This is a genomic window from Chitinophaga tropicalis, from assembly GCF_009758205.1.
Lineage (GTDB): Bacteria > Bacteroidota > Bacteroidia > Chitinophagales > Chitinophagaceae > Chitinophaga > Chitinophaga tropicalis.
Map to the genome: position 1 here is coordinate 366,524 of NZ_WRXN01000006.1, position 25,804 is coordinate 392,327.

24 protein-coding genes are annotated in these 25,804 nt (G+C 46.9%); all 24 read left to right on the forward strand.

Going from position 1 to position 25,804, the window contains the following annotated elements:
* The first annotated feature begins 3 nt into the window (after positions 1–3).
* The 24 genes from GO493_RS16135 (at position 4) to GO493_RS16250 (ending at position 25,623) form a co-directional block, all read left to right on the forward strand.
* Positions 4–666, forward strand: a complete 663-nt coding sequence (locus GO493_RS16135) for a 3-oxoacyl-ACP synthase (protein ID WP_157307238.1) — start codon at positions 4–6, stop codon at positions 664–666.
* Positions 650–919 carry a phosphopantetheine-binding protein gene (locus GO493_RS16140; protein WP_157307239.1) on the forward strand — a complete coding sequence of 90 codons (270 nt, stop codon included), beginning with the start codon at positions 650–652 and terminating at the stop codon, positions 917–919. The genes GO493_RS16135 and GO493_RS16140 overlap by 17 nt, the downstream gene beginning before the upstream one ends.
* A 34-nt stretch (positions 920–953) precedes the next feature.
* Positions 954–2,168, forward strand: coding sequence for a beta-ketoacyl-[acyl-carrier-protein] synthase family protein (locus tag GO493_RS16145; protein ID WP_157307240.1), 1,215 nt, complete (start codon positions 954–956; stop codon positions 2,166–2,168).
* Entirely contained in the window at positions 2,165–3,175 is a 1,011-nt protein-coding gene (locus GO493_RS16150) for a beta-ketoacyl synthase chain length factor (protein WP_157307241.1), read from the forward strand. Before GO493_RS16145 ends, GO493_RS16150 begins: the two co-directional genes overlap by 4 nt.
* Before the next feature lie 5 nt (positions 3,176–3,180).
* Positions 3,181–4,491, forward strand: coding sequence for a phenylacetate--CoA ligase family protein (locus GO493_RS16155; protein WP_157307242.1), 1,311 nt, complete (start codon positions 3,181–3,183; stop codon positions 4,489–4,491).
* Between the two features lie 12 nt (positions 4,492–4,503).
* Positions 4,504–5,532, forward strand: coding sequence for a lysophospholipid acyltransferase family protein (locus GO493_RS16160; protein WP_157307243.1), 1,029 nt, complete (start codon positions 4,504–4,506; stop codon positions 5,530–5,532).
* Positions 5,529–6,515 carry an ATP-grasp domain-containing protein gene (locus tag GO493_RS16165; protein WP_157307244.1) on the forward strand — a complete coding sequence of 329 codons (987 nt, stop codon included), beginning with the start codon at positions 5,529–5,531 and terminating at the stop codon, positions 6,513–6,515. Before GO493_RS16160 ends, GO493_RS16165 begins: the two co-directional genes overlap by 4 nt.
* On the forward strand, positions 6,499–6,771 hold the full coding sequence (locus GO493_RS16170) for a hypothetical protein (RefSeq protein WP_157307245.1): 273 nt from the start codon (positions 6,499–6,501) through the stop codon (positions 6,769–6,771). The genes GO493_RS16165 and GO493_RS16170 overlap by 17 nt, the downstream gene beginning before the upstream one ends.
* Positions 6,772–6,777: 6 nt before the next feature.
* Complete coding sequence (locus tag GO493_RS16175) at positions 6,778–7,719, forward strand: hypothetical protein (RefSeq protein ID WP_157307246.1); 942 nt, start codon at positions 6,778–6,780, stop codon at positions 7,717–7,719.
* A gap of 32 nt (positions 7,720–7,751) precedes the next feature.
* Positions 7,752–9,920, forward strand: coding sequence for a TonB-dependent receptor (locus GO493_RS16180; protein ID WP_157307247.1), 2,169 nt, complete (start codon positions 7,752–7,754; stop codon positions 9,918–9,920).
* Positions 9,921–9,972: 52 nt separating this feature from the next.
* The gene (locus GO493_RS16185) at positions 9,973–10,614 is read left to right on the forward strand and encodes a hypothetical protein (RefSeq protein ID WP_157307248.1); all 642 of its coding nucleotides are present in this window, start codon (positions 9,973–9,975) and stop codon (positions 10,612–10,614) included.
* Between the two features lie 5 nt (positions 10,615–10,619).
* Positions 10,620–11,990 (forward strand): S8 family serine peptidase, encoded by a 1,371-nt coding sequence (locus GO493_RS16190; RefSeq protein WP_157307249.1) that lies wholly within the window; start codon positions 10,620–10,622, stop codon positions 11,988–11,990.
* Positions 11,991–12,095: 105 nt separating this feature from the next.
* The gene (locus tag GO493_RS16195; RefSeq protein WP_157307250.1) at positions 12,096–12,413 is read left to right on the forward strand and encodes a DUF6686 family protein; all 318 of its coding nucleotides are present in this window, start codon (positions 12,096–12,098) and stop codon (positions 12,411–12,413) included.
* Positions 12,414–12,669: 256 nt separating this feature from the next.
* A complete protein-coding gene (locus tag GO493_RS16200) occupies positions 12,670–14,742 on the forward strand; it encodes a TonB-dependent receptor plug domain-containing protein (protein ID WP_157307251.1) in 2,073 nt (690 codons plus the stop codon).
* Positions 14,743–14,791: 49 nt separating this feature from the next.
* A complete protein-coding gene (locus GO493_RS16205; protein ID WP_157307252.1) occupies positions 14,792–15,814 on the forward strand; it encodes an HmuY family protein in 1,023 nt (340 codons plus the stop codon).
* Between the two features lie 208 nt (positions 15,815–16,022).
* Positions 16,023–18,146, forward strand: coding sequence for a TonB-dependent receptor plug domain-containing protein (locus tag GO493_RS16210; protein ID WP_157307253.1), 2,124 nt, complete (start codon positions 16,023–16,025; stop codon positions 18,144–18,146).
* An 8-nt stretch (positions 18,147–18,154) separates the two neighbouring features.
* Positions 18,155–18,853: an HmuY family protein gene (locus tag GO493_RS16215; protein ID WP_232538868.1), complete on the forward strand. Its 699-nt coding sequence runs from the start codon at positions 18,155–18,157 to the stop codon at positions 18,851–18,853.
* Between the two features lie 31 nt (positions 18,854–18,884).
* Positions 18,885–19,670, forward strand: a complete 786-nt coding sequence (locus GO493_RS16220; RefSeq protein WP_157307254.1) for an HmuY family protein — start codon at positions 18,885–18,887, stop codon at positions 19,668–19,670.
* 12 nt (positions 19,671–19,682) lie between these two features.
* Entirely contained in the window at positions 19,683–20,417 is a 735-nt protein-coding gene (locus GO493_RS16225; protein ID WP_157307255.1) for a DUF5018 domain-containing protein, read from the forward strand.
* A gap of 27 nt (positions 20,418–20,444) precedes the next feature.
* Entirely contained in the window at positions 20,445–21,395 is a 951-nt protein-coding gene (locus GO493_RS16230) for a hypothetical protein (protein ID WP_157307256.1), read from the forward strand.
* A 136-nt stretch (positions 21,396–21,531) separates the two neighbouring features.
* Entirely contained in the window at positions 21,532–22,296 is a 765-nt protein-coding gene (locus GO493_RS16235; RefSeq protein ID WP_157307257.1) for a hypothetical protein, read from the forward strand.
* Positions 22,297–22,669: 373 nt separating this feature from the next.
* Positions 22,670–24,172 (forward strand): S41 family peptidase, encoded by a 1,503-nt coding sequence (locus GO493_RS16240; RefSeq protein ID WP_157307258.1) that lies wholly within the window; start codon positions 22,670–22,672, stop codon positions 24,170–24,172.
* A gap of 67 nt (positions 24,173–24,239) precedes the next feature.
* Positions 24,240–24,689 carry a response regulator gene (locus tag GO493_RS16245; RefSeq protein ID WP_157307259.1) on the forward strand — a complete coding sequence of 150 codons (450 nt, stop codon included), beginning with the start codon at positions 24,240–24,242 and terminating at the stop codon, positions 24,687–24,689.
* A gap of 115 nt (positions 24,690–24,804) precedes the next feature.
* Positions 24,805–25,623 carry a hypothetical protein gene (locus GO493_RS16250; RefSeq protein ID WP_157307260.1) on the forward strand — a complete coding sequence of 273 codons (819 nt, stop codon included), beginning with the start codon at positions 24,805–24,807 and terminating at the stop codon, positions 25,621–25,623.
* Positions 25,624–25,804: the final 181 nt, after the last annotated feature.

A 25,804-nucleotide genomic window follows, 5' to 3' on the forward strand; every position in this document is an offset into this window, starting at 1 on the left:
CAAATGGCACAAGTAATTACCAGTTATTGCAAAATAAAGGATCAGCAGGTACTGCTGAACGGGGAATTAGTACTGGCGGCGCCCTCCGGGAATGCTGATATCCATCACTTCCTGCGATATACTTACGAACAGCTGGGATGCGAATATCCCAGGTTCTTTAAAATGGATGCGCTGAGTAAGTTATGTTTCTGTGCAGCAGAGACCATGATACCGCAATCCGGTATCGTTAACAGGACAGATGCAGGCGATATTGCCCTGCTGTTCTCCAACAGGCAATCCAGTATCCTGTCTGACAAAGCTCACCAGGAAACTATCAACGACCCCTGGAACTTCTTTCCTAATCCTGCTGTATTCGTTTATACGCTGCCCAATATCATGGTAGGTGAAATGTGCATACGTCATCAGCTTACCGGCGATACCACCTTCCTGCTGTCAGAAGGATTTGACGCAGATATGCATCACCGTTACCTGGACTGCCTGATGCAGCAGGGTGCCGCACAGGCTGTGATCTCAGGCTGGGTAGAAGCTGATGAAAATGGCTATGAAGCATTCCTCTACATGGTGGAAGATTCCATGGTGAGCGCAGGATTGCTGCCACATACTCCCGGATCATTAACAGCATTATATCACAATTCTAAAATCCTGACATATGGAAACGTTGATTGAAACACTCAAACTTCAGATCATTGATGAACTGAACCTTGATCACCTGGATCCCGCCGGTATAGATCCCGATGCTCCTTTATTCAATGAAGGCATGGGATTGGACTCTATCGATGCGCTGGCGCTGGTTATGCTGCTGGAAAAATACTACGGCATCAAGGCGCCGAAAGGTGAAAGTATGAAGCCTGCCTTTGCTTCGCTGAGAACACTGGCAACTTATATACAGGAGCATCAGGCAGTACCTGCAGAAGGCTGAGCTGATCTTTTCTTAAAGCAAAAAATCTCATCACATGAAACAAACAGTATTCGTCACCGGAATGGGCATCATCTCTTCCCTGGGCTACGGTCGCACTGCTACCCTTGAAGCCTTACAGGAAGGCCGCTCAGGCGTAGAACCCGTGCAATACCTTGAAACCCGCCATCACCAGCATGTACTGGCAGGAGAGGTAAAGGCCACCAACGATGAGCTGGCCATCCTGGCCGGCCTGAGATCGGCAGAGGGGATCAGCCGCACTAACCTGCTAAGCCTCCTTGCTCTCCGCGAGATCCTTTCCCAGCAGGACATTCACGCCCATTCCGGTTTGCGTACAGGGCTCATCTCTTCTACCACTGTAGGTGGCATGGACAGGGCTGAGCACCAGCTGTTCCATCCTGGTGAGACCAACGGGGAAACCCATTTCATGCACACTTACGACGGAGGCAGCTGTACCGCCTGGCTCTCTGAACAACTGGGCCTGCGGCATTACAATGCCACTATCAGCACCGCCTGCTCCTCTTCCGCCAACGCTATTATACTTGGCGCCAGGCTGCTGGAACAGGGACTACTGGACCGTGTAATAGTAGGAGGCGCTGATGCCTATACCCGGTTCACTCTGAACGGATTTAACTCCCTGCAGTTGCTGGATACTGTTCCCTGCCGCCCCTTTGATGAACAACGCAGCGGTATCAACCTCGGAGAAGGCGCCGCCTACCTGGTGCTGGAATCCTCTTCAACATTAAACAAGACAAAACATGTACCCATTGCACGCGTCAGCGGTTACGGCAATACCAACGACGCCTATCATGCTACCAGCAGCTCGCCCGATGGCAACGGGGGATACATGGCAATGCAGGCGGCCCTTGAAAAAGCTTTGTTGCAACCGTCGGATATCGACTATGTCAATGCCCACGGCACCGCTACACCCAACAACGACCTGACGGAAGGAGTTGCCATGCAGCGCGTATTTAACCGCCCGGACCTGCGCTTCAGCTCCACCAAGCCTTATACAGGACATACACTGGCGGCAGCCGGCGTGATAGAAGCTGTTATTTCTATCCTGTCTCTGCAACATGAGCAGATATTTCCAAACCTTAATTACTCCCAGCCCATCTCAGCGCTGAACATCAAACCGGTTACAACGCTGACAGCCGCCCCAGGCATGCAGCATGTTATGTCCAATTCCTTCGGCTTTGGCGGAGTAAGTTCATCCATCATCTTTTCCCAACCTAAAACGCATTCTATATGAGCCTGTTCATTCAACATACTTCCGGTATTACGCCGTTGAACCGGCAGCCGGAGCCGCTTTACCATCGTGCGGCAGATCCTTCATATGCTGTGCTGGGAGAACCGGCGCAGACAAGGAGAATGTGCCGCCATTCAAAAATGGGGCTGTATACAGCAATGGAGTGCCTGAACACACTGGAACACCGTGAGGTAGATGGCATTATATGGGGAACAGGCATTGCCAGTTTTGAAAGCGCAGGAAGGTTCCTGAAAGAACTGGTATCAAATAACGAAGCGCTGGCTAACCCCGCTGTATTCGTACAGTCTTCGCATAATACGATCAGCGGGCAGCTGGCGCAGCTCATTCAATGCAAAGGATATAATTCAACTTATTATAACGGAGGCTTCTCTTTCGAGAACGTACTGATGGACGCATTGCTGCATACCATGGAAAATGAAGAACAGCAGTTCCTGATAGGCGCTTCTGATGAGATGTTCCCCCTCTACTATGACTGGCTGAAAGATGGCGGGATAGCTGGCCACACCGGCTATCTGCCCGGAGAAGGCGCCGCCGCATTCCTGGTTTCAGGCAAACCCGGCAGCACCCCCCTCTGTAAAGTAGACCAGGTGCTGCAGCTGTACAATCCCGGAGACGGCCCCTGGTTGCAGGAAGAGCTGAACAATTTCCTGGAAAGGTCCGGTTGCGATATTAACGATATAGACCTGCTCTTGCTGGGCACCAGCGCAGACCAGGAAAAAGATACCCTTTTACAACCCCTGGCAGACAGGATGCCTGCGGCATTACCCAGGATACCCTTCAAGAAATACTGCGGCGAATACTACACAGCTACAGCCTTCGCATTATGGCTGGCAGTACAGGTGCTGCAAAACGGGCAATATCCGGAAAGCATCACGGAAGTAAACAACCCGCCTCAGGAAGTGAAACGCATCCTGGTAGCCAGCCAATGGCAGGGAAGGTATTACAGCTTTATCCTGGTATCAGATCCATTTATTCACCCTAATGATTAAACGCCATGAAGATACCTTACCTGGAAAGACAGCCGGCCGATGTGATACACCGGTACCAGAGCAGAAAGCTGAGGGAGCTGCTGCATTACCTGCAGGCAAATTCTCCTTACTACAGGCGTGTATTTGCTGCGAGGAACGTGGATATAGACCTGATCCATACAGTAGATGACCTGGTATACCTGCCTGTCACCACAAAAGAAGATCTGCAACAACATAACGCCGACTTCCAGTGCGTGCCACGTAAGGAGATAATAGACTTTGTAAACACCTCAGGCACATTAGGCAGGCCGGTCACCTTCGGATTGACAGACAATGACCTGGACCGCCTGGCATACAACGAGTTCCTGTCTTTCACTACCGCAGGCGCCACTGCCGGAGATGTTTTCCAGCTGATGGTAACAATGGATAAACGCTTTATGGCAGGGATGGCCTATTTCCTGGGCGCCCGGAAAATGGGAGCCGGCATCATCCGCGCAGGCAACGGCTTGCCGGGTATGCAATGGAACACCATCATGGAACTACGCCCCGATATATTGATAGCAGTACCTTCTTTCCTCCTGAAAATGCTGGAATACGCAACTGCACATGGCATAGATCCCAATACCACCAGTGTAAGTAAAGTGATCTGTGTAGGTGAGAATATCCGCAATGCCGGTTTCTCTCTCAACGCCCTGGGAGAACGCATTGTGAGCAAATGGGACGTTGCATTGCACTCCACCTATGCTGCCACCGAAATGGGGGCTGCATTTACAGAATGTGCCGCCGGACAAGGAGGCCACCATCAGCCGGAACTACTGATAGCAGAAATACTGGACGATCAGGACCAGCCGGTACCGGAAGGACAGCCGGGAGAGCTGACCATCACCACCCTGGGCATTACAGGCATGCCGCTGTTACGGTTTAAGACCGGCGATATCTGTACCAGGCATACCGCCCCCTGCAGCTGCGGCCGCCATACACAACGCATCGGACCCGTGCTGGGCCGCAAAAAGCAAATGATAAAACTGAAAGGTACCACGCTTTATCCTTCCGCCATCTTTGATGTGCTGAACAGGATGGAGTTTGTCAAAGAATATGTAGTAGAAGTTTTCAATAACGAACTGGATACAGATGAAGTAGTGCTGCATATCCATTGCGGAGATACCCGCAACGAAACAGCTGCAGCCATCAAACAACACCTGCAGGCAGCACTGAGGGTAACGCCGCAGATAAAATTTGCATCAGCAGAAGAAATAAGAGCATTACAGGCTTCCGTCAGCCTGAGGAAACTGACACAGTTCATAGACAGGCGAACACAAACTCCTGTATTGGTTTAAAATTTCAACGCCATGGAAACAAAGGATTATGTTTTTATACAGGCCAATACCCAGTACCTCCTGGGCCGCCAGAGCACAGACGATTTCTATGAACGCTTCTGTAACAACCGCGAATGGCATGGTGCCGACATGGCTATGACCACAGATGATGTAATGGCCCTGCACAGGATCACAGATGAACATAATGTTATAGAAAAAGCCCAGGGACAGCCATTTGTATTCTGCTCTTTCCACTATGGGCCCTACTATCACCTGGCTATGCTGCTGAACAGGCTTGGCGTAAGCTGTGTCCTGTCAGGCAATGCCCAGGCCTCCCTGAAACAATACCTGCCGGAAGGCATAGATTATATCGATTCCGGAAAACCGGATGCAGGAGTAGATTTCCTGGAACGTCTTTCCAACGGCCAGTCAGTCTTCATTATGCTGGACGGAGGACACATCGCTCCGCAGGACTTCATCACCCGGAAAGCATTTAAGGAAATACCCTTTCTGGACAGGACCTGCTTTGTACGCAAAGGCATGGCATATACCGCATGGCTGGCAAATGTGCCCATCGTACCGGTAATAGCAGTAAGACAGCCGGACGGAGGGATAGACACTACCTTCTATGCCCCCGTACAGCCGGAAAAAAAGGTGAAGAACATGGATGCCTTCAGCCAGGAAGCGCTGACAACATGCTTCTCCCTCTTTGAACCTTATATCACATACGATCCTGCACAATGGGAATCCTGGCCACACTGGCATTACTTTATGAAACTGCCGGAAGCACAGACCGCTTTCCCAATGGCCAGGCCATTCTTCCCGGAATACGAATACGGCTTCAACGCAGAAAGGTATGGGCTGTACCAGCAGGATAATAAATACTACCTGGCAGATAAAGAAAGCTTTTCAGGCTTCAGTATATCAGCAACGCTGTATGAACATTTCAGGCGGTTAAAACACCTGCCTGCAAAAGGAGAAACCCTGGCAGTACTGATAAAGCCTTCACTGATTGAAGAACTGATCAGCAAGCAGATCTTAATAATAAAACACGGGTTATGATACTTGTATTAGGATATGACCAGCATGAATTAGGAACAGATCCGGTTATAGACTGGCTGCTGTACTACGGGGCTGATTTTGTGAAAGTGTCTATGAACGACCTGCTTTCAGGTAAGATCGCTTACGAAATAGATGTAGTGGCAGGAGATATCTATATCAATGGCAGAAGTATGCAGCAGGAAGTATCCGTGATCTGGTACCGCCGGTTTTATGGAGAAGAGATGAACCTGCGCATAGAGAAGAACATGCCTTTTGCAAAACAGCTGAGAGCAGAGATACAGTATGAAATGCACAACATCGTAGAGCACCTCTTCTATATCATGAAAGGAAAGAAATGGCTGCCCTACTATGAGAGAACAAAGGTGAACAAACTGGTGATGCTGGAAATGGCCAACCGCGCAGGCCTGACAGTACCAGCCTCCAGGGTGCTTACTTCAAAGAAAGAACTGAATACTTTTTATGCACAGTGCGGAGAGTCTCTCATCACCAAACCGGTAAAAGGCAGTGATTATTATGAGGATGGCAAGAACACCTATTTCATTTTTACCGCACCGGTAACAAGGCAGTTCATTGATTCATTGCCTGACCATTTTTTTCCAACCCTGTTCCAGGAGAGAGCAAAAGCAGAATATGAGATCAGGGTGTTTTTCCTGGATGGAGAATGTTTTGCTACAGCGGTGCTGAATGCCAACAAGAGCAGGGAGGTAGACCGTAAGCTGAACAACAGTAAATCTGAAACGCATTTTGTGCCTTATAAACTACCGGAGGAAATGGAAATAAAGGTACGCGCCTTTATGAAGGAAGCAAAGTTAAATATAGGCTGCCTGGATATTATCAGGGATGAGACAGGACGGTATGTGTTCCTGGAAGTGAACCCGCTTGGACAGTACCTGTCAGAGTCCGCTAAATGTAATTATTACCTGGAAAAGAACATAGCTGAATGGCTGATTAAACACGATCTGCAATATGAACAAGTTCATTAACCATCCGTTCCTGGATGAGGAAAGTCTGAAGTCCCTGCCGGTCACTTACCGGCTGATAAGGCAGATGAACACTGCCGATGTGGGAGAGCTGTATAACGGGGCACGCTACGGCAGCAGCCGGCGGCATTTCTCCCGGCAGTTCATGATGCAGGGGCCTTATAAACCATTGTCTGAAGTGCTGTACCAGCAATATATACAGCAGCCGGCAATGAAGAAGGAGGATGATGAAACAACAGATCCGTTAACCGTAAAATAAGAACGTATGATAGCGCTGAACCTTTACTTTAAGTTGTATGCACACAACGTCCCTGTAAACGGAGGGGACCGTAGCGCGATCTACAACCTGCACGCAGGTACAGTTGTAATGATCTCCCGCGTGCAGTATGATGTGTTGAAAGACACTCCGCATCATACCATAGAACAGCTTGGACTGCGTTATGCGCCCGCCCAGCCGGAGCTGGTGTACAATTATATGCAGACGCTGGTGTCTAACGACCTGGGCTTTCTTACCAAAGAACCACAGCGTTTCCCCGATGTACCCGTGCAATGGCATCTGCCTGCACACCTGCATATAGCTGTACTGGACGTAAACAAAAAGTACTACGCTTTACAGCCCGTGCTGCGGCAGCTGGACCAGCTGTTATGCAAACACCTGGAACTAAGAATGCACCTGGATCAGTTCACGCAACGCCAGATAACCGGGTTACTGGATTACCTGAACACAGCCGTGTTCCGCTCCGTATCATGTATCACAGAGTATGCACCCTGGATCAGCATGGAGAAGCTGGAAGAGTACCATAAGAACTACGGCAAGCTGGAACACCTGCTGGTGTACAACGCACCGGAAATAGCAGAGAAACCTTCTTCTTCAGGTATAGGCTGGACCAGCGGCGGCATCGATGAATGGAATGATGGTCCCAGCTCATATAAAGACAAGCATGTGATAAACATGCACTACTTCATGGAAGCGCAACAACACAACCCTTATTTCAATCGCAGGGTATACATAGATAAATGGGGTAACATCCGCAACAGCCAGTCAGACGGGAAAGTATTCGGTAACGTAAATGACCATGTGCTTTCAACAGTGATCAGGAGCAGTGAATTCAGAGAGAAATGGCTGATATCGCCGGATAAAGTACCCCGGGCTCAAAGAGATCCGCTGCGCTATGCTAAAGTGGATGACGGACAGGAACAGGATTGACATTATTTTCTTAACCCACTGAAAACAGTATTATGAGATTCACTATTTTATTCCTGATGATTGCGTTGGTTGCAATAGCACCAGCTACCGCGCAGGTGCGCGTTACAGGAAAGGTTACGTACCAGCGCGTCACCCCTCTGAAGGGCGCGAATATAATGGTGGCCGGCAGCTTTGACGGAGCCACCTCGGCTGCAGACGGATCATTCAGTTTTGAAACTGCCGGCGGAAGATCTTTATTGCTGAAAGTACATGCAGATGGTTATGAAGACGTACAGGTAACCCTGCCTGCCGGAGATTCCCTGCCAGATATAGATGTTGTCTTTGTCAAAAAGAATATCACGCTGAAGTCTGTAGTAGTCACTTCCCCGACAGGATTTGAAGCGGCAGATAAAGTACGCTCTGTAGTTATGCAGAAAATAGATGTATTGACCACCGCTACTGACGGCAACATTATCTCTGCCCTGAAAACACTGCCCGGCGCCCAGCAGGTGAACGAAAGCAACGGCCTGTTCATACGCGGTGGCAGCGGCACAGAGACCAAAATACTGTTTGACGGGCTGCCGGTGAATAACTTCTCCTACAGTGCTGCCCCCAACACTTCTTCCAGGAGCCGCTTTGCACCAGGACTGTTTAAAGGTACCTTCTTTAGCAGCGGCGGCTATTCGGCCATCTATGGCGGCGCTCTTTCTTCCGTGCTGGCACTGGAATCTGAAGACATGCCGGATAAAAGCTATGCTGACCTCTCCCTTTCTCCCATACAGAACGGGTTAGGCTTCCAGAAACTGGCTAACAATAAGAAAACAACATTTGGTGCTTCATTCAATTATATTTCCCTGGGTGGATACTATAAAATGTTTAAACCTACACCTTCTTACTCAACTGCCCCGGAATTCCTGGACGGCGCTGTTAACTTCAAACACCGCTTCAGCAATAAGAGCATACTGAAGATATATACCAGCTATGGCATAGGCAGGGTAGGTATTACAGAACAACAGCAGGGAGATGTATATACAGGCAGCAACTTCAGACTGAACAACAATAACCTGTACACAAATATTTCCTATCGCACCAAACTGAATTCCAACTGGAAGATGGAAACAGGTATAGCTATTAATAACGACATTAACAGGATAAAGATCGATACCACATTTGCAGAGCAGAAGCTGTATGCTGACAGTGTTCGTGACAGGGCTTCCGCCTACGCCGTACGCCTCCTGTTTACCCGCTACCTGTTCGCCAACTCCACACTGAACTTCGGTACAGACGTACAGTTCATCAATGACAGGCAGCAGGACGGTGGTGACATACTTTCCCAGAAAGATACCTACAGCGCCGGTTTTGCAGAATTCAATACCTATATCACAGATAAAGTGGCATTACGTGCCGGGTTACGTGCAGAGCACAGCGCCCTGATGAATAAAAGCAACATCGCACCACGGCTGGCCGCCTCTTATCTGCTCAGCAAAAGGAGCCAGTTCTCCCTTGCATGGGGCAACTATTACCAGCGCCCTGACAGAGAGATACTGATCAATAAAGAGAAACTCGATTTTACGAAATCAACCCATTATATTGCCACTTTCCAGCAGGAGCTGAAAGACCATACTTTCCGCATGGAAGGATACTATAAAGACTATCACCACCTGGTACAGACAGAACCTGATACCACCAACGGCGGACATGGATATGTAAAAGGAGCGGAACTGTTCTGGAGAGATAAATCCATTAAGAACGTAGAATACTGGTTGTCTTATTCCTTCACCGATTCAAAAAGAAAGTACCTCGATTACCCGGTACTGACGCAGCCCACATTCGTAGCTAATCATACCGCTACGCTGGCCGTAAAGAAACTGTTCACAGATGTGATGACCCTGGTAGGAGTGAGCTACACCTATTCATCCGGGAGGCCTTATTATAATCCCAACAGGGATAGTAAGAACTACCTGTCAGACCGTACAAAAGATTATCATAACGTAAACCTCACCGTTTCTTACCTGCCTAAACTGCGCCGCACATTTACGGTAATAGTATTCACGGTAAGTAATGTACTGGGCAACAGCCAGGTGTATGGATACAGGTATTCCCCGTACAACAACAGTATCAGGACCCCTGTTATTTCACCCACTCAGCGTTTCTTCTTCCTGGGCCTGTTTGTGAACCTGGGAGTGGATAGGAGAGAAGATATCATTAACGGACGAATGTAATCTCTATAGGCCCGCAGGGCTGTAAATTTTAAAACCTTTAAAACAGTTAATCATGAAAAAACTATTCATTGCCGCATTCATGCTTATTGGCATGTTCAACACAACTCTGGCACAGGATGCCAGCGCCTACCAGGCCGCTTTAAAAAAGAACATTGCTGTCCTGGACACCGCCAGGAAGATCAGCACTTTCCAGGAAGTAGCCAACGCATTTGAACGTATGCTCAGCGTTGAGAAGAACGACTGGCTGCTGTATTACTATGCAAGCATGAGCCTGCAGGGCCTGGCTGAAAAACAAACAGATCCTGAAGGCATCGATGCCATTCTTGACAAGGCGCAAACTTATTCCGATGCCGCTGCCGCATTAAATCCTAAAAATGCAGACATTCTCTGCCTGAACGCTGCTATCAATTTTTCAAGGATCAATGTTGACTTCATGGCCCGCGGACCACAATACAGCGCTAAAGCGGAAGAGATGCTGATGGCGGCCAGAAAAATAGATGCAAATAACCCTCGTGTATACCTGCTGCTGGGTCAGAAAGCCTTCTTTACCCCGGAACAGTTTGGTGGCGATAAGAAACTGGCGAAAAAGCTCCTGGAAAAAGCAGTGGAACTCTATGCACAGGCGCCTGCTGAAACAAACAACCCTCACTGGGGACAGCCACTTGCACAGAACCTGCTCAGCAACATGAAATAATCTGTATGAGAACAATCCTCCATTTGCTTGCCATACCTGCTGTGCTGACATGCCATACGCTGTCAGCGCAGCAGTTTAAAGAAGCTTCCCCGGTGATAGTAGCCGTGATAGATACCGGGGCAGATACTACACATGAAGACCTGCTCGGCAAATGGTGGACCAACCCCGGAGAGATACCCGGCAACGGTATAGATGATGATCACAACGGTTATATAGATGATATACATGGCTGGAATTTCCTGGGAGGAAAAGACGGCAGCAGCGTTACTACAGAACTGGACGAGCCGTTAAGGACCTGCATGAAAGAGAAAAGAGGAACAACTGTTCTGCTCAGCACCGCAGAAAGAACACTTCTTCAGAAAGCAGTAAAAGACTGGCAACAACAATGTACAAACGCTTATAATAAAAAAGAACAGCGGTACCGGCAGCTGCGGTTGCTTGATAATCTCACAGTAGCACAGGCAAAAGAAAAGGCAGAGACAGATACTTCTTTTGACGACCTGTACCTCTGGCTGCAACGACTGGATGATACTACCTCTATACATCGTCTGCTCCTTGCACAACAACAGTCATTACTGCAATTACAACGGCAGATACAGCTGGACTACGATCCCGATGAGGCCCGGCGGAAGGTTACAGGAGATAATTGTGATGACATTTCAGATAGCCATTACGGGAACAACAATATTTTTGAATCAGCCAATTTTCATGGTACGCAGATCTGTGGAGTAATTGCTGCTAACCGTAATAATGAAAAAGGTATAGACGGAATAGCCGGTAATGTACGTATCATGGTACTGAAGGCAGTACCTGCCGGCGATGAACGGGATAAAGACATCGCCCTGGCTATCCGTTATGCAGCAGATAATGGTGCGCAGATCATCAATGCCAGCTTCGGCAAATATATTTCTCCTCATAAAGAGTGGGTAGCCGCCGCTATACGGCATGCTGCGCAAAAAGGTGTGCTGATCATACACGCAGCCGGCAATAAAGGGCTTAACCTTGATACGGTGTCTCATTACCCTTCCAATGGAGATAAAGACGGCATTTATCCTAATATGATCACTGTAGGCGCACTCAATGTAAAATTACAGGTGGCGCCTTTTTCCAATTATGGAAGTAAAGTAGATGTCTTTGCTTCTGGAGAGAAAGTATCTGTGACCATCAGTAATAACCGCTATGGACAGGCGCAGGGAAGCAGCATCGCTGCTGCTGTTGTGACCGGTATGGCAGCCAGGATGTTGTCTGAACATCCCGGAATGAAGGCCGTTGCATTGAAGAATGCTCTACTATCCGGATTTTCCCGTTTAGAAAAATCATTTTCCTCATTTGAGCATGTTACCCTGGTGGTTAATCCTACTTTTGATATACATTAAAATACAGCGTTGCCGCAAACATCCGTTGTTTGTTAGCAGCCCCGTCCAAAGCATTTCGCTATCCTATGGAACCCTAATGGCTTAATGCCGCTTAAAATCAGAATTATGTGTAACATCAGAACATTGTGTTCAAAGAAAAATGCCCATATCAGTCATTGCGCTCATTGCCGTACAGTATATATCTGGCACAATAACCTGATGCTTAACTTTACACCACATGATTTCCTGCAGTTCCGGAACATGCTGGAACGGCAGGATTTCTATGACTGTTGTATGTTATTTCCCGATGGCGAAGAGAGAGTAATAGTAAATGCCCCCTGCAAGGATATCAGTTTTACTTTCACTCAGCAGGAATGGATAGAGCTCAGAGAAGCTATCGCAGAATCTATCCTGATGCAGGAAGTATATGAACTGATAGAATAACTTTTTCCTTTTTGCGTAAATCATTTTCCTGATCAGATAAATATAAAAGAGACGTACATGTTTTCTTTGCATGTACATTTACTCCGCCAATGTTCCGTATTGCGCATAGCTGTGATCTCCGCAACAGTTCCTGCAATACAAGTAAGATTATTTAACAGCACCGGCATGACGCCTGTATAGCCTGTTGTGTTGTCTCTGACAACGTAGCGGGAGGGATCTGCATGCCAATTTATCTGAGGGTCAATTACTATACTTTATGAGATCAGGTCTTATTGTGCTTGCATGTACGCTTGCACTCTGTAACACCGTATGCGCACAGTCAGACAGGAACGCCCCTGCTGTGACTGATTCTGTACGCCTGCAGGATGTGGTGGTGACAGGGCAGTACATACCGCAATCACTTAAAAACTCTGTTTACCAGGTACGTACCATATCAGCTGAATACATAAAGTTACGTGGCGCTACCAATGTATTGGGTGTGCTGGATAACCAGCTGGGCGTACGTTTCTCTAACGATGCCACTCTCGGTGAAACCGATGTGGAGATCATGGGTATGTCAGGAGCCAGTGTGAAGATCCTGCTGGACGGTGTACCCCTGGTTGACCGTGGCAGCACCAGGCAAAGTCTCAGCCAGGTAGACGTGAGTACGATAGAACGCATAGAGATAGTAGAAGGACCCATGTCTGTAGTATATGGTACAGATGCGCTGGCAGGAGTGATCAACATTATTACAAAGAAACATACAGGCGGTAGCCAGCTGTCTGTTTCCGCCAGAGTGCAGGAAGAAACTGTAGGTAAAGAATATGCGCTGCTGGATGGAAAAGGTGTACATAATGAGAATATTAACCTGCAATGGGCAAAGAACGGTTTCTTTACCGGCGCTGGTATTACCCGTAATGATTTTGGCGGATGGACAGATACATTGACAGGCAGAAAGAAAGCATGGAAGCCCAAAGACCAGCTGCTGACCAATGGTACATTCGGCTATAGCAATAAAGTATTGAAAGCCTGGTACCGGCTGGATTACCTGAATGAAGATATCATCAGCCAGGGAGATATTAACTATGATAACGGCAAAGCCACAGATCAGCGTTATCTCACCGAAAGATACACTCACCAGGCACAGGCAGTATGGCAGCTGAACAGCCGGTTAAGCCTGAACGGATCTGCTTCTTACCAGCAATATCAGAGGCGTACCAGGACAACTATTAAAGATTTTGTGACCGGAACCGAAACACTTTCTCCCGATGCCGGAACACAGGATGTCTCTGAATTCAATACAGCATTTTTCCGCGGCACAGCCCAGTATACTATAAATTCCCTTCTTTCTTTTCAACCGGGTATAGAATACCGCAGAGATGCCTCTTCCGGGCAGCGTATTGAAGGCAATCCGGATATTACAGACTACTCCGCATTCCTCTCTGCAGAGATCAAGCCCTTATCCTGGCTCAATATCAGGCCGGGAGTACGCCTCAGTAAAAATTCAGTATATGATGCGCCTCCTGTTATTCCCAGCCTGAATACAAAAATTGCATTAGGAAAAGATGTAGATCTGCGCTTGTCATATGCCAGGGGCTTCAGGGCTCCTGCCTTACGGGAGCTGTATTTCTATTTCTTTGACGCCAGCCATTCCATTAAAGGCAACCCGGACCTGAAAGCAGAATACTCCAACAGCTACACAGGATCGGTGACCTGGCAGGCCCTGCATCAGGGTAACCTGCGGCTGAATGTAACAGGTACCGGTTTCTACAATGATTTTAATGACAGGATAGATGTAGCAATTATCGGTTCTTCAGACACTTCCACCTATGTAAACATCAGTAAGTTTAAAACAACAGGCGGAACACTGAGCGGTGTGCTGAACTGGAAAGACCTGCAGGTAAACCTGGGCTTCTCTTATATAGGAAGATATAACCAGTATGCAGATGATGAAGCATATAACAAAACGCAGCCTTCTCCGGAGTTCATGTGGACGCCGGAAGCGAATGGTAATGTAACATATTACTTCAGGAAACTGAAGGGGGCTGTAAACCTCTCTTATAAATTCAATGGCGTAAGACCTGCATATGAAGTGGTGACCAATACAGATGGGTCCACCTTTTTGCACGAAGTGAAAACATCTTCTTTTCACCAGCTGGATGTAACAGCCACCAGGTCTGTTACCAGCTACCTCTCTGTCAACGCAGGCGTGAAGAATCTGCTGGATAATACCAATATCAATAATAATTCATTGAATACGGGACAGGCTCACGCTACAGGCGGACTGCTCTCCATGTGGTATGGCAGGTCTTATTTTTTAGGCATCAGCTTTAACTGGAACCATAATTAGTAAAGGCTTTAACTATTTGATAAATAAATACAATTAAAATTCAGTTTCTATGAAATTAAGCAGACATTTCCTCGTATTGGCAGTAGTGACAGGTTTTCTTAGTGCATGTAGCAAAGACGAGGATGCCACAGTGGTAATACCACCATCAGATGGTTCGGAATTAACACTGAACGGAGGTGGCGGCACTGGTTCCCCTAACACTGTATACGTAGACTTCAGCGCTGATTCCGCCACTGCCGCAGCACGCACCAGCTGGTCACTCGGGTTTTACAGCGGATCAGACTACCGCGTGGTCCTGAACGGATTTACTTCTATGAGCGCTGTAGCACTCACTAAAACAGATATCAGCACAGTAGGCCTTTCTGATGCGGAGGGCGTTAGCCTTGCCATAGGGCAGGGGGCAGGTACCCTGTCTATGATAGACGATGTATTTGGAGATCTTACCAAAACCGTTATTGCAGAAGTGTCTGCCACAGAAAGCAGCAATGTGGTATACCTGGTAAAACCTGAAACAGCATCTGCCTCAGATCCCTCTACCTGGTACAAGGTCCGTATTACCCGTTCAGGTAGCGGTTATTCCCTGCAGTATGCAAAGCTGGGGGAAACAACCATTAAAACAGCTGCTATCACAAAAGACGCTACTTACAACTTCACTTTCTTTTCTCTCGAAAACGGAGCTACAGTAAAAGTAGAACCTAAGAAAGCAGAATGGGACATCGCCTGGTCTTATGCCGCTTATTATACCGCAACCATTCCCTACTTCTTCTCCGACTTTGTAGTGATCAACCAGTATGCAGGAGTAACAGCCGCCAAAATGGATACTGCAACTATCAGCTATAGTAATTTTGCCGCAACTGATATTGCCGCACAAACGTTCGTGTCTGCACGTGATGCCATTGGCAGCAGCTGGAGAGCTACTACCGGTAATGGCATTTATAAGAACCTCTATTATATTGTTAAAGACGCTGCAGGCAACTATTACAAGCTGAAGTTTGTAAGCATGGGCCTGAACGATGGAGGTACAAGAGGTTATCCTGTTATTGAGTATAAACTTGTGCAATCAGCCAGTTAATCATTTGATATAAGTGGGGAGGCGCAGCCTCCCCTTTTTATTAATTTCCCGATTGCGTAAATCGTTTTCCTTTTTCGTCATATAACAGTTAGGGCTACTTCCTAATTTTGCCATCACTACTCCGCCCTGTACAATTACGATCAAAAATTTAAACCCTGGCATAGTTGCCTGCCTTCAGCAACCCGGCAGAAGCATCATTGACCTATCTATGTGTACCAGAAAGGATCTATACATTTCAATTACATTGTTATGTCTCAGCAGCAGATTACTGGCGCAGTCAGACAGCTCTGCAAAAGCAAGAGAACTGCGTGGTGTGGAAGTAAAAGCTGTAAAGCTGGAAACATTAACAAGCAAAGCCGCCATGCCGGTAACCATCATTACCAGGAAAACCCTGGATATGATGGGTAGCCGCCGCCTGGATGAAGTGATGCGCGAACAGACAGGTATTGCTATTGTCAATGACATAGCCGCCGGCTCACGCGCCATCGGTATGCAGATGCAGGGCTTTAACTCAGACTATATACTGATCCTCATTGATGGTCAGCCCATGATAGGACGTAATGCAGGTAACTTTGACCTGTCACGTATCACCGTATCAGATATAGAAAGAATAGAGATCGTAAAGGGCGCATCATCCAGCCTCTTCGGCAGTGAAGCATTAGGTGGAGTGGTAAATATTATTACCCGGCAACAGGTCACCACCGCACAAGGCGTAGCTATACTGCGCTATGGTACCCGGAATACACAGGATGCCACACTGGAAGGAGAACTGCCCTTCGCAAAGAATAAAGGAGCCGTTTCATTGTCAGGTAATTATTATCATACAGACGGTTATAACGTGAACGCTTATCTGAGCAGTGGCGCTACAGCGCCTCCATATGACAGTTACAGCCTCCAGGCCCGGGCCCGGTATAAACTGAATAACGCGCATACCCTGAACGTCTCGGGACGATGGGCATTGCGCAATTCCCTGAATGAATCAGTATATGGCTCCGGGCAGACAGCTAATAGCACAAAAGATGTGTTGAAGGAAAGTGATATTAACAGTTCCATAGTATTGCAATCTTCATTAAGAAAAGGCTGGCGGCTGAAAAGCCAGTATTACCTGACCCGTTATCATTCAGGACAGGATGTCAGTACAGGCAAACAGATGCAGCTGAAAGACAACGACTTTACACAGTATTTCCACCGGCTGGAAGAACAGGTAGGTTATACTCCATCTGAAAAATTATCTTTCATTGGCGGCGCAGGTATGAACTTTGAACAGATGAATGACACTGAATTTTCAGGAGCGGGAGATATGAGAAGTGAGTATGCTTATGTACAGGGCGACTGGAAATTTCATAATAAATGGAATGCCCGTATTGGCAGCAGGTATGATCATCATGATTACTATGGTGGCAGATTGAACCCCAGTGCAGGCATCAGTTTTACTGCATCGGAAAAACTTACGCTGAAAGCGGCAATAGGGACAGGATACAAAACACCCGACTTCAAAAAACGGTACCAGGTGTTCACCAATCCGCAGGCCGGGTATACCGTGCTGGGCACTGAAGAAGTAACTGCTACCCTGGCAGAAATGCAGGCTGCAGGACTGATCAGCGAGATCAGGCCCATAGCGGAAGATATTAACGCCAGCCTGCGTCCGGAAACATCAGTCTCGTGCAACGTAGGAATGAATTATCAGCCGCATCAGCATCTAAGCGTAGATGTAAATGTTTTCTACAATAGCCTGCACAACTTTATCAATACTGTGCAGATAGCCACCAGGACCAATTACCAGCCTGTTTATTCCTATATAAATATTGATCGTTCGTATACAGCAGGAGTGGAGGGAGGCGTATCCCTCCGCCCGTTGAAGGGACTGGAAGTCACAGCAGGTTATCAGCTGCTGTATGCAAAAGACAGGGGCATTATGGATTCCATCCGTGCAGGCGGATATCCCTACAATAAAATACGTAACAGTAATACAGGAGAAACCCGTGCATCCCGGGTGAGTGATTACATAGGGCTTGAAAACAGGTCTCGCCATATGATCAACCTGCGTTGTTTTTACGAATATGCTCCCTGGGGCGTCAGCGCTACTTTCCGTGTCAGTTACAGGAGCAAAGCCGGCTATGATGATGCAAACAACAACCGCTTCCTTGACCGGTACGATACTTTCATAGCCGGATACAGTATGCTGTACGCATCCCTGGAAAAGAAATTATTTCAATCACATTTATCAATACAGGTAACAGCGGATAATCTGACCAATTATACTGACATGCTTATGCCGGGACAGCCGGGCCGTATCCTGATGGCCGGACTGAAATGGCGATTCTTTAAATAAACAGTCCAATGCGTATTAAAACCCTTATGGCAATACCTGTCGTATTGCTGATGTGTCTCCTTTCGTGTAAGAAAGATGAGAACAATGATACAAAAACCAATTATGAAGACGGTGTAAGCACCGTTGTGTATGACCTGGCAGGAGATACAAAGGCTTCCGTAGCAGATGGCGTGGAAGGGAAAGAACGCCGTCCTTTCAACAGTTTCTTCTTCAGGCTGTCAGCAAAGCTGCAATCATGGGACAGCTCAGCTGCCAATAAACAAAGCAACAGCTGGGACCTTGCATTCACCGGTGTTTATAATGCCATGGTATATGTGAACAATGGAGCTGATGCTGTTTCACCAGGATATGGAGGCAACGGAAAAGGACTGATAATAGCAGTAGATTCACCTTACTCAAAAGTAACGGTAGCGCCCGCACCTGAAGACATGGAAACAAACAACCTGAAATTTGTAGGATGGGATGGCTATCCACAGGCATATAATACAGGATGGTTCTTTTATTCACTCAGCACTCACCTGGCAATACCTATTAAGAACCGCACTTTTATCATACGTACTGCAGAAGGAAAATATGCCAAACTGGAATTGCTTAATGTATACCAGGGCAACCCTCCGGCAGTAACAGATCTTCACTGGCCTGCACCTTATTTCACATTCCGGTATTATGTACAGGAAGATGGCAGCAGGAACCTTCGTACCCCCTGATCGCATTAATCAACTATTAAGAAGAAGTATAATGATGTTACGTACCTATTTAGTGAGCATGGGACTGCTCCTGTTTGCAGCATCCTGTTCCGATAACAATGATGATACCAAACCGGCCCCTGAGCCGGAAGATTCTACCGTTGTCATAGAAACAGGTGTTTACACTCTTGCAAACGTTGCTGCAGATACTGCAGCCACTTCATCTGCAGCCGCAAAGCCATTTTATTACAGCCTGGAAGATCAGCGTGTAGTACCTGCATCACAGGTACAGACCAGCAACTGGGACATTGTGTTTACCGGTACCTACAACAGCAGTATTTACGCAAACAATGGTACTGCCCAGTATTCTCCGGGTTATGGCGGTCCGGGTAAAGGAGGCATTTATATGGTGATAGACCAGCAGATAGATGCAGGTTACTATGGAGGCGCCGGCCAGGTACTGAAAAGCATTCCTGCACGCAGTCTTTTTGATACGGCTTTTGCAAGAGTAAAGACAGTGCCTGTCAATGACAATGAATTTAAAACTAACGAATCTATAGGGCTGGATTATTTCAGTGGCAGTAGTTCAGGGTGGGCATACTATGATTTTTATGGTACTATGTTCCCCGATCAGCCATATGATTCAGTAACGCATGTATGCTATAACATGCCGCGTACACTGGTAGTAAGAACAGCAAAAGGGAACTATGCAAAGCTGATCATCTACAGCATATATAAAGGGGCGCCGGAAAAACCAACACGTTCCTACCGTCCCGGCTTTATCACTTTCAAATATGCTATTCAGAAAGATGGCAGCAAGAACCTGAACATACAATAATCTAAATCAGCGATGAAACTCAAATACCAGATACTGGCAGGCCTGACGGCTATACTGGCCGCAACAGCCTGTACAAAAACAGAAACAGTAGATGCTCCGGCCCTGGCCACCAATCGTGTGCTGGAGTATAAGATCACCAATGTATCCGGCGATCCTATCTATGGCGTGATCAATGATGAGAAGAAAACGATCATCGCTTACATTCCTTACTACTATTACCTTACTTCCCTGCAACCGGAAGTTAAAGTGTCTGATGGGGCAACAGTCACTCCCGGTAGCAATACACTGGTAGAAGACCTGGATAGCCTGTTCTTTGCCGCTGCTCCCCTTCAATATACCGTTACTGCAAAGAATGGCACTAAGGCAACCTACTCCCTGTTGCTGGAAACACAACAACCGGAATTAGGCATGGAAGCGCCGGAACAGGATACTCTCCTGGCCAGCTATACACTGGACGAAGCGCCTTACGATGTACAGAGCAGGTACACATTGAGAGGAAAGAACTTCATTGTAAACAGTGCGCTGACGGTAAAACCCGAAGTGATCTTCCTGTCAGCCGATAACAAAGCTTACCCCGCCGTAGCTACCAGCGCATTTGCCACCAGCGATGGAGTGAATGGATCTTTCAGTGTGTATATGCCTTATGAGGCTAATATTCCTGAAGGTAAATACAGGATCAGAGTGGTGAACTACAGCAGGCAGGTAATATTGGAAAACCCTGTTTATATAGCACACCAGGTTAAATAAGTTTTGCTCATTCAAAGAAAGATCTCCATGACAATTTTCAATAGATACAATGGGCCGGTAATAACAGGTATCCTGTTATTTTCATTAGCCTGTAAGAAGGAAACAGAAACAACGCCTTATCCATATAACGAAGTCACCTCATTTGTGGTGCCAATAGGAGAAGGTGATAGCCTCCAGGCAGCTATCAGCGACGGAGAGCTGATCCTGTACTGGCCATCTGCAACAGCGGTGCCCGCCACTATTACGCCCGTTATTAAAGTGTCTGAGAAGGCAAGCGTACAACCCGTCTCCGGACAGGCCATAACACTGGCTGATAGTATTACCTATACTGTTACGTCAGAAAGTGGTGTAAAGGCTGCTTATAAGCTGAAGCTGCGCATTAACCAGGCAGCTATTTCCCTGAATGATGAAACAAACCTGACCACTGCTATGGGCGGTTCCCTGACGCTTACCAACTATGTATATAACGTGATCATGGATACAACCCAAACACATGCTTTCCTGGTTTCCGGAGCAGGAGGCACCACTCCGCTGATCATTTCCAGCCTGGAATATGCGGGTAGCTATACCCCGGTGTTTATAGCTACAGTGCCGGGAGAAGGACTGGATACAGGCTATTACAAAGTGAGGATCAGCAGTGGGGTACAGACAATTACCAGCAGCAGGGCCTTTGTAAGGGTGAATTACGGCGTACCTGCGTTGGTTACACCGGCGACGGCCGTTACTGTGAAAAGAGGGGAGACCTTTACGCTGACAGGCAGCAACCTGCGTAATATAGCCTCTTCCAGGGCCAGGTTCAGCACAAATAATACATTCTATAACCTGGAAGTGGTGAGCAATACAGCTACCAATGTAACACTCAGGATGCCGGCTTCCAATCCTGCCGGTACTTATAACCGCGTACTGGTTGTGTACAATAATGACGCAGGCGGGGTAACCAACCTGGTAGCCAACTTTACGCTGACCGTTACTGAATAGGAAAAGAGTTAACCAACATACGGGGTAGTCAGATCCTTGTTGCAAAATAAATACCCGGGCAGTTGCGATGCCCGGGTATGAAATAGCGACAACAGGTAAGGCAACCTAAATACCCTAACATTTTAAACAAGAAAAAATGAGAATTTCAGATGCCGCCCCTGTTTCAGCGGGCAAAGTTACAAAAAGCAATCGTTTATTCATGACACTGGCCGCAGGCGCACTGGCAGTTTTTGCCGCTTCCTGCCAGAAAGACAATGTTACCCCTGGTTCCACACAGCTGATAGACGGTAATACTACCGGTGTGGTAGTGAGCCCGGGCTCTTCTGCAAGTTTTACTTCGTTCAAGACATTTGGTACACTGTCATTAAACACTTCCGGTGTTTACTCAGTGGCTAATTTCCTGCAAGGCACCATCAACAATTCCGGCAATCCCCCTCATACTGCCAATTCAACTTATTACTACAGCTTTGAGCTGAATGATGGTGTAGGTATTGCTGATTCTGCTGACCTCCAGTTCTCCGGAACTGCCAATGCAGATGTAACAGTACTGGGTAGCGGAGCTACCCTGGAGTATGCTGCCGCTTCTTTCGATAATGTTGTAAGCGGGACTGCTACCCCTACCTGGACGACTATAGCTTCCAAAAAGATAGGCTTTAACCGTACAGATACTACCAATTTTGCCATCAATACCACCACTCCGGGATGGTATAACTACAACATCAGGAGACATGTGGCGCTGCCACTGGTAGAGAACGGCTCTGCGCTTACCCTGAGAGTGACTACCAAAAATGCAGATGTGTATTATGTTGAATTACAGGACGTATATTCTAATCGTACACCTAACGCGTATATCACTCCCAGTAACTATCCTTATCTGCACTTCAGATATAAAGTGCAATAATCACCAGGAATTACCCGGTATAGAGGTTAACTTTTGGAAAACCCCGGTCCACAGACCGGGGTTTTTTCATAAAAATCCCTCTTTCCCGCAGATCAAGGCCCTTTTTCCCGCAGGTCAAGTCCATCTTCCATATATCATAAGCCCTTCTTTCCATGCAGGAACACTTACAGTCCAGATTCTTCTTCCACTTTTAAAAAAAGCTTTCTCTCCCTCAAGACCAAACTCCCTCTCCCCTAAAGAAAAAGCCGGCCGCAGGCCACTCCCCCCCTCGCAAAAATCGCTTTCGCCGAAGGCGAAAGCGATTTTTGCGAACAGTTTTTTCGTATTTTCATATCTCTGATCTGTATTTAGTAGACACTTTAAACACTCCAGGGTGAAAACGAGCTATTCCCTAGCCGGGATCCTGATCCTAGCAACTTTATTGTATTCCTGTAAAAAGGACAAAAATAGTGACCTGCCAACACCTCCCGCCGAAGGTACCCGTGAACAACTAACCACGGATTCCCTGTTCCTGTACGCCAAAGAGGTATACCTATGGTACGACGCCCTTCCTGACTTCGCTACTTTCAACCCCCGCCGTTTCGCCAACGGAAGTGGAAGCCTCAGCAATTATCAGCAGGAACTGTACGCCATTACCCAGTATAAGATCAATCCGAATACGAGTGAGCCATATGAGTACTCCGGTACTAATGGTCATCCTAAATATTCCTACATGATAGAAGGTAGTAGCACCGGTGGTACCGGCGGTACTATGGGTGCTGTGACCCTGGCAGATAAAGGAGACGATTACGGCCTTGCGCTGACCGCTATATCCAGCTCAGCCGTTTACATCCGCTATGTCAACCCGGCTTCGCCAGCCGCCAATGCAGGATTGCAAAGAGGAGACAGGGTACTGAGCATCAATGGAACTACTATTAATTCCGGCTCTTCTGCCTTTATTGAATCTGCTTTTGCCCAGCCTAACCTTACTATGTCTGTCAGCCGTAACGGAGCTACCAGTAATGTAAGCATGCAAAAGGTAGCCTATACTACTAATCCGGTATTTAAATCTACTGTATTAATAGCCGGCGGAACACAGAAAGTAGGATATATAGCTTACAGCCGTTTCTCTGTAGCTTCCAGCTCTAAACCAGCGCTGGACGCAGTATTTGCTGACTTTGCACAGCAAGGGGTAACTGCCCTGGTAGTAGATCTTCGTTATAACGGCGGAGGATATACAAAAACAGCAGAAGAGCTGGTAAACCAGATAGCGCCATCTTCCCTGAACAATCAGGTGATGTATGTTGAGTACTTCAATGACCTGCTGCAGGGTGGTAAAGCGCCTATCCTGAAACAACAGCTGTACTTAAATTCTGAAGGTAAACCTGTACAGGTGAACGGTCATTGGGCCACTTACGCAGATCTTAACTATACCGTTTCCGGCAATACTTATAAATTCAGTAATACCGGTGTTCTGGAAGGTATAAAGCAGGTGGTTTTCATTGTAAGTGGTAACACCGCTTCCGCCAGTGAGCTGGTTATAAACAGCCTGAAAGCCTGGCTGCCGGTAAAACTGGTAGGATCGCAGACTTATGGAAAACCGGTAGGTTTCTTCGGAATAAAGATCGATAAATACACTGTATACCTGTCCAGCTTCTCTATGCAGAACGGCAAGGGAGAAGGAGACTATTTTCATGGTATGACGCCTGATTTCCAGGCTCCTGACGATGTAACACACGATTTTGGACATCCTCTCGAAAGCTGCCTGGCTGTCGCTCTGGATTATATTACCGGACATCCCTCCGGCAGAGTAGGAGCAGAACAGGTGCAGCCTCAGGTAAATATGGGGCCGATACCGTTTACAGGTATGATAGAAGATCGGTTAAAGCTGAAATAGAGCGAATTACTTATGCCCGTTTTGCCACTTTATTTAGTTAATTTTAGCCGTTAAATTTTGAAACTGAATGATCAAGAAGGTGCAGCGTACCAGGAAATGCATATTAGTAGCAGATGATGACGCAGATGACCGGGAGCTTATTAAAGTTGCATTTGAAGAGAGCGGCGCTGATACGGAACTGCGTTTTGTGGAGAATGGAGAAGAATTGATGCATTACCTCAACAGGCATGGAAAATATGCGGATGAGGAAAAGTATCCTTTTCCCAGTATTATCCTGCTTGATCTTAATATGCCCCGTAAAGACGGACGGGAAGCGTTGAGGGAAATAAAAGAGCACACTAAACTGAAATGGTTACCCATTATTATCCTTACAACTTCTACAGAAGCCAGGGATGTTGCCAAATGCTATGAGCTTGGAGTGAACAGCTATACCATTAAGCCTTCCAACTTCTCTGACCTTGTTTCCTTTGCCAAAACACTTCATGCCTATTGGTTTACCGTTGTACAGCTACCATAGAATTTATTCTACAAATGCTAAAGGCATTGTATATCAAATCAAATATTTATAAATAAAAATATGTATACATTGGAATAGTCCGTAATTTTGATGGCTATTTCAAATAATCTTAACCATGACAAAAAGAATCCTATCCGTATTATGCGGCATTGTTGTTTTCGCATCTTCTTCCTTCGGACAAAAGAAAAACCTGATCGGCGTAGCTCCATTCAAAAGTAACGGCAATCCTGAATATATTACTGCTATTCAGAATGTTGTGTATGATGCTGCTCTGAAAGTACGGGGATTCTCATTGATGGAAAGAGATAAACTGGAACAGATCAGAGCCGGTATTGGCGAAGCCAGCCCTGATGCAGGAGCACTTTCACAGGCTAAATCCATGGGTGCTCTTTATGTTATAACGGGTAACGTCTTGAAAGCCAATATAGAAGCGAAACCAGGCAACCTCCCTTTAAATATCAGCACTGTAAATGTTGCCGATGTATTATTTGATCTGAATGTAGTGGATGTAGCCAGTGGGGATATCGTGGCTTCCAGCCGCTTCACTGCCGCAGGTAAAGGCAGAACAGCTTTTGAAGATGCCTTGAAAGAGGTTACACCTGCTATTGACAGGTTTGTGCTGGAGAACCTGAAAACGGCAGTATCTATTGCCCAGATAGAAGAAAAGAACAGTAATGGGGATGCTATCCGGGTTTTGCTGGTTGCAGGAAGCCTGGCTGGTTTGAAAGAAGGAGATGAGTTCAGGGTGTATGAGATAACTGAGCTGACAGTAGATGGGAAAAAGATGCACCGTAAGAAAACGCTGGGTAAAGTAGCGGTAGCTAAAGTAGAAGATGAGAACTTTTCAGTTTGCCTTGTGAAGGAAGGAGGTAGTGAGATTGCGAAGAAGGTTGAAGGAGGTGCTAAGATCAAGTGTGAAATTATTACAGAATAATACAAAAAGGGCGGACCGCAGGTCCGCCCTTCTGTTAAGAATAAATCCCTCTGAAAAAGTCTGCAGAATCATCTGAAAGAAATTTCTAAAAGGCGCACAAGCTTTTAAAACAAAATCTCTCTGAAAAAGTCTGCAGAATCATCTGAAAGAAATATCTAAAATCACACAACCCTTTAAAGCA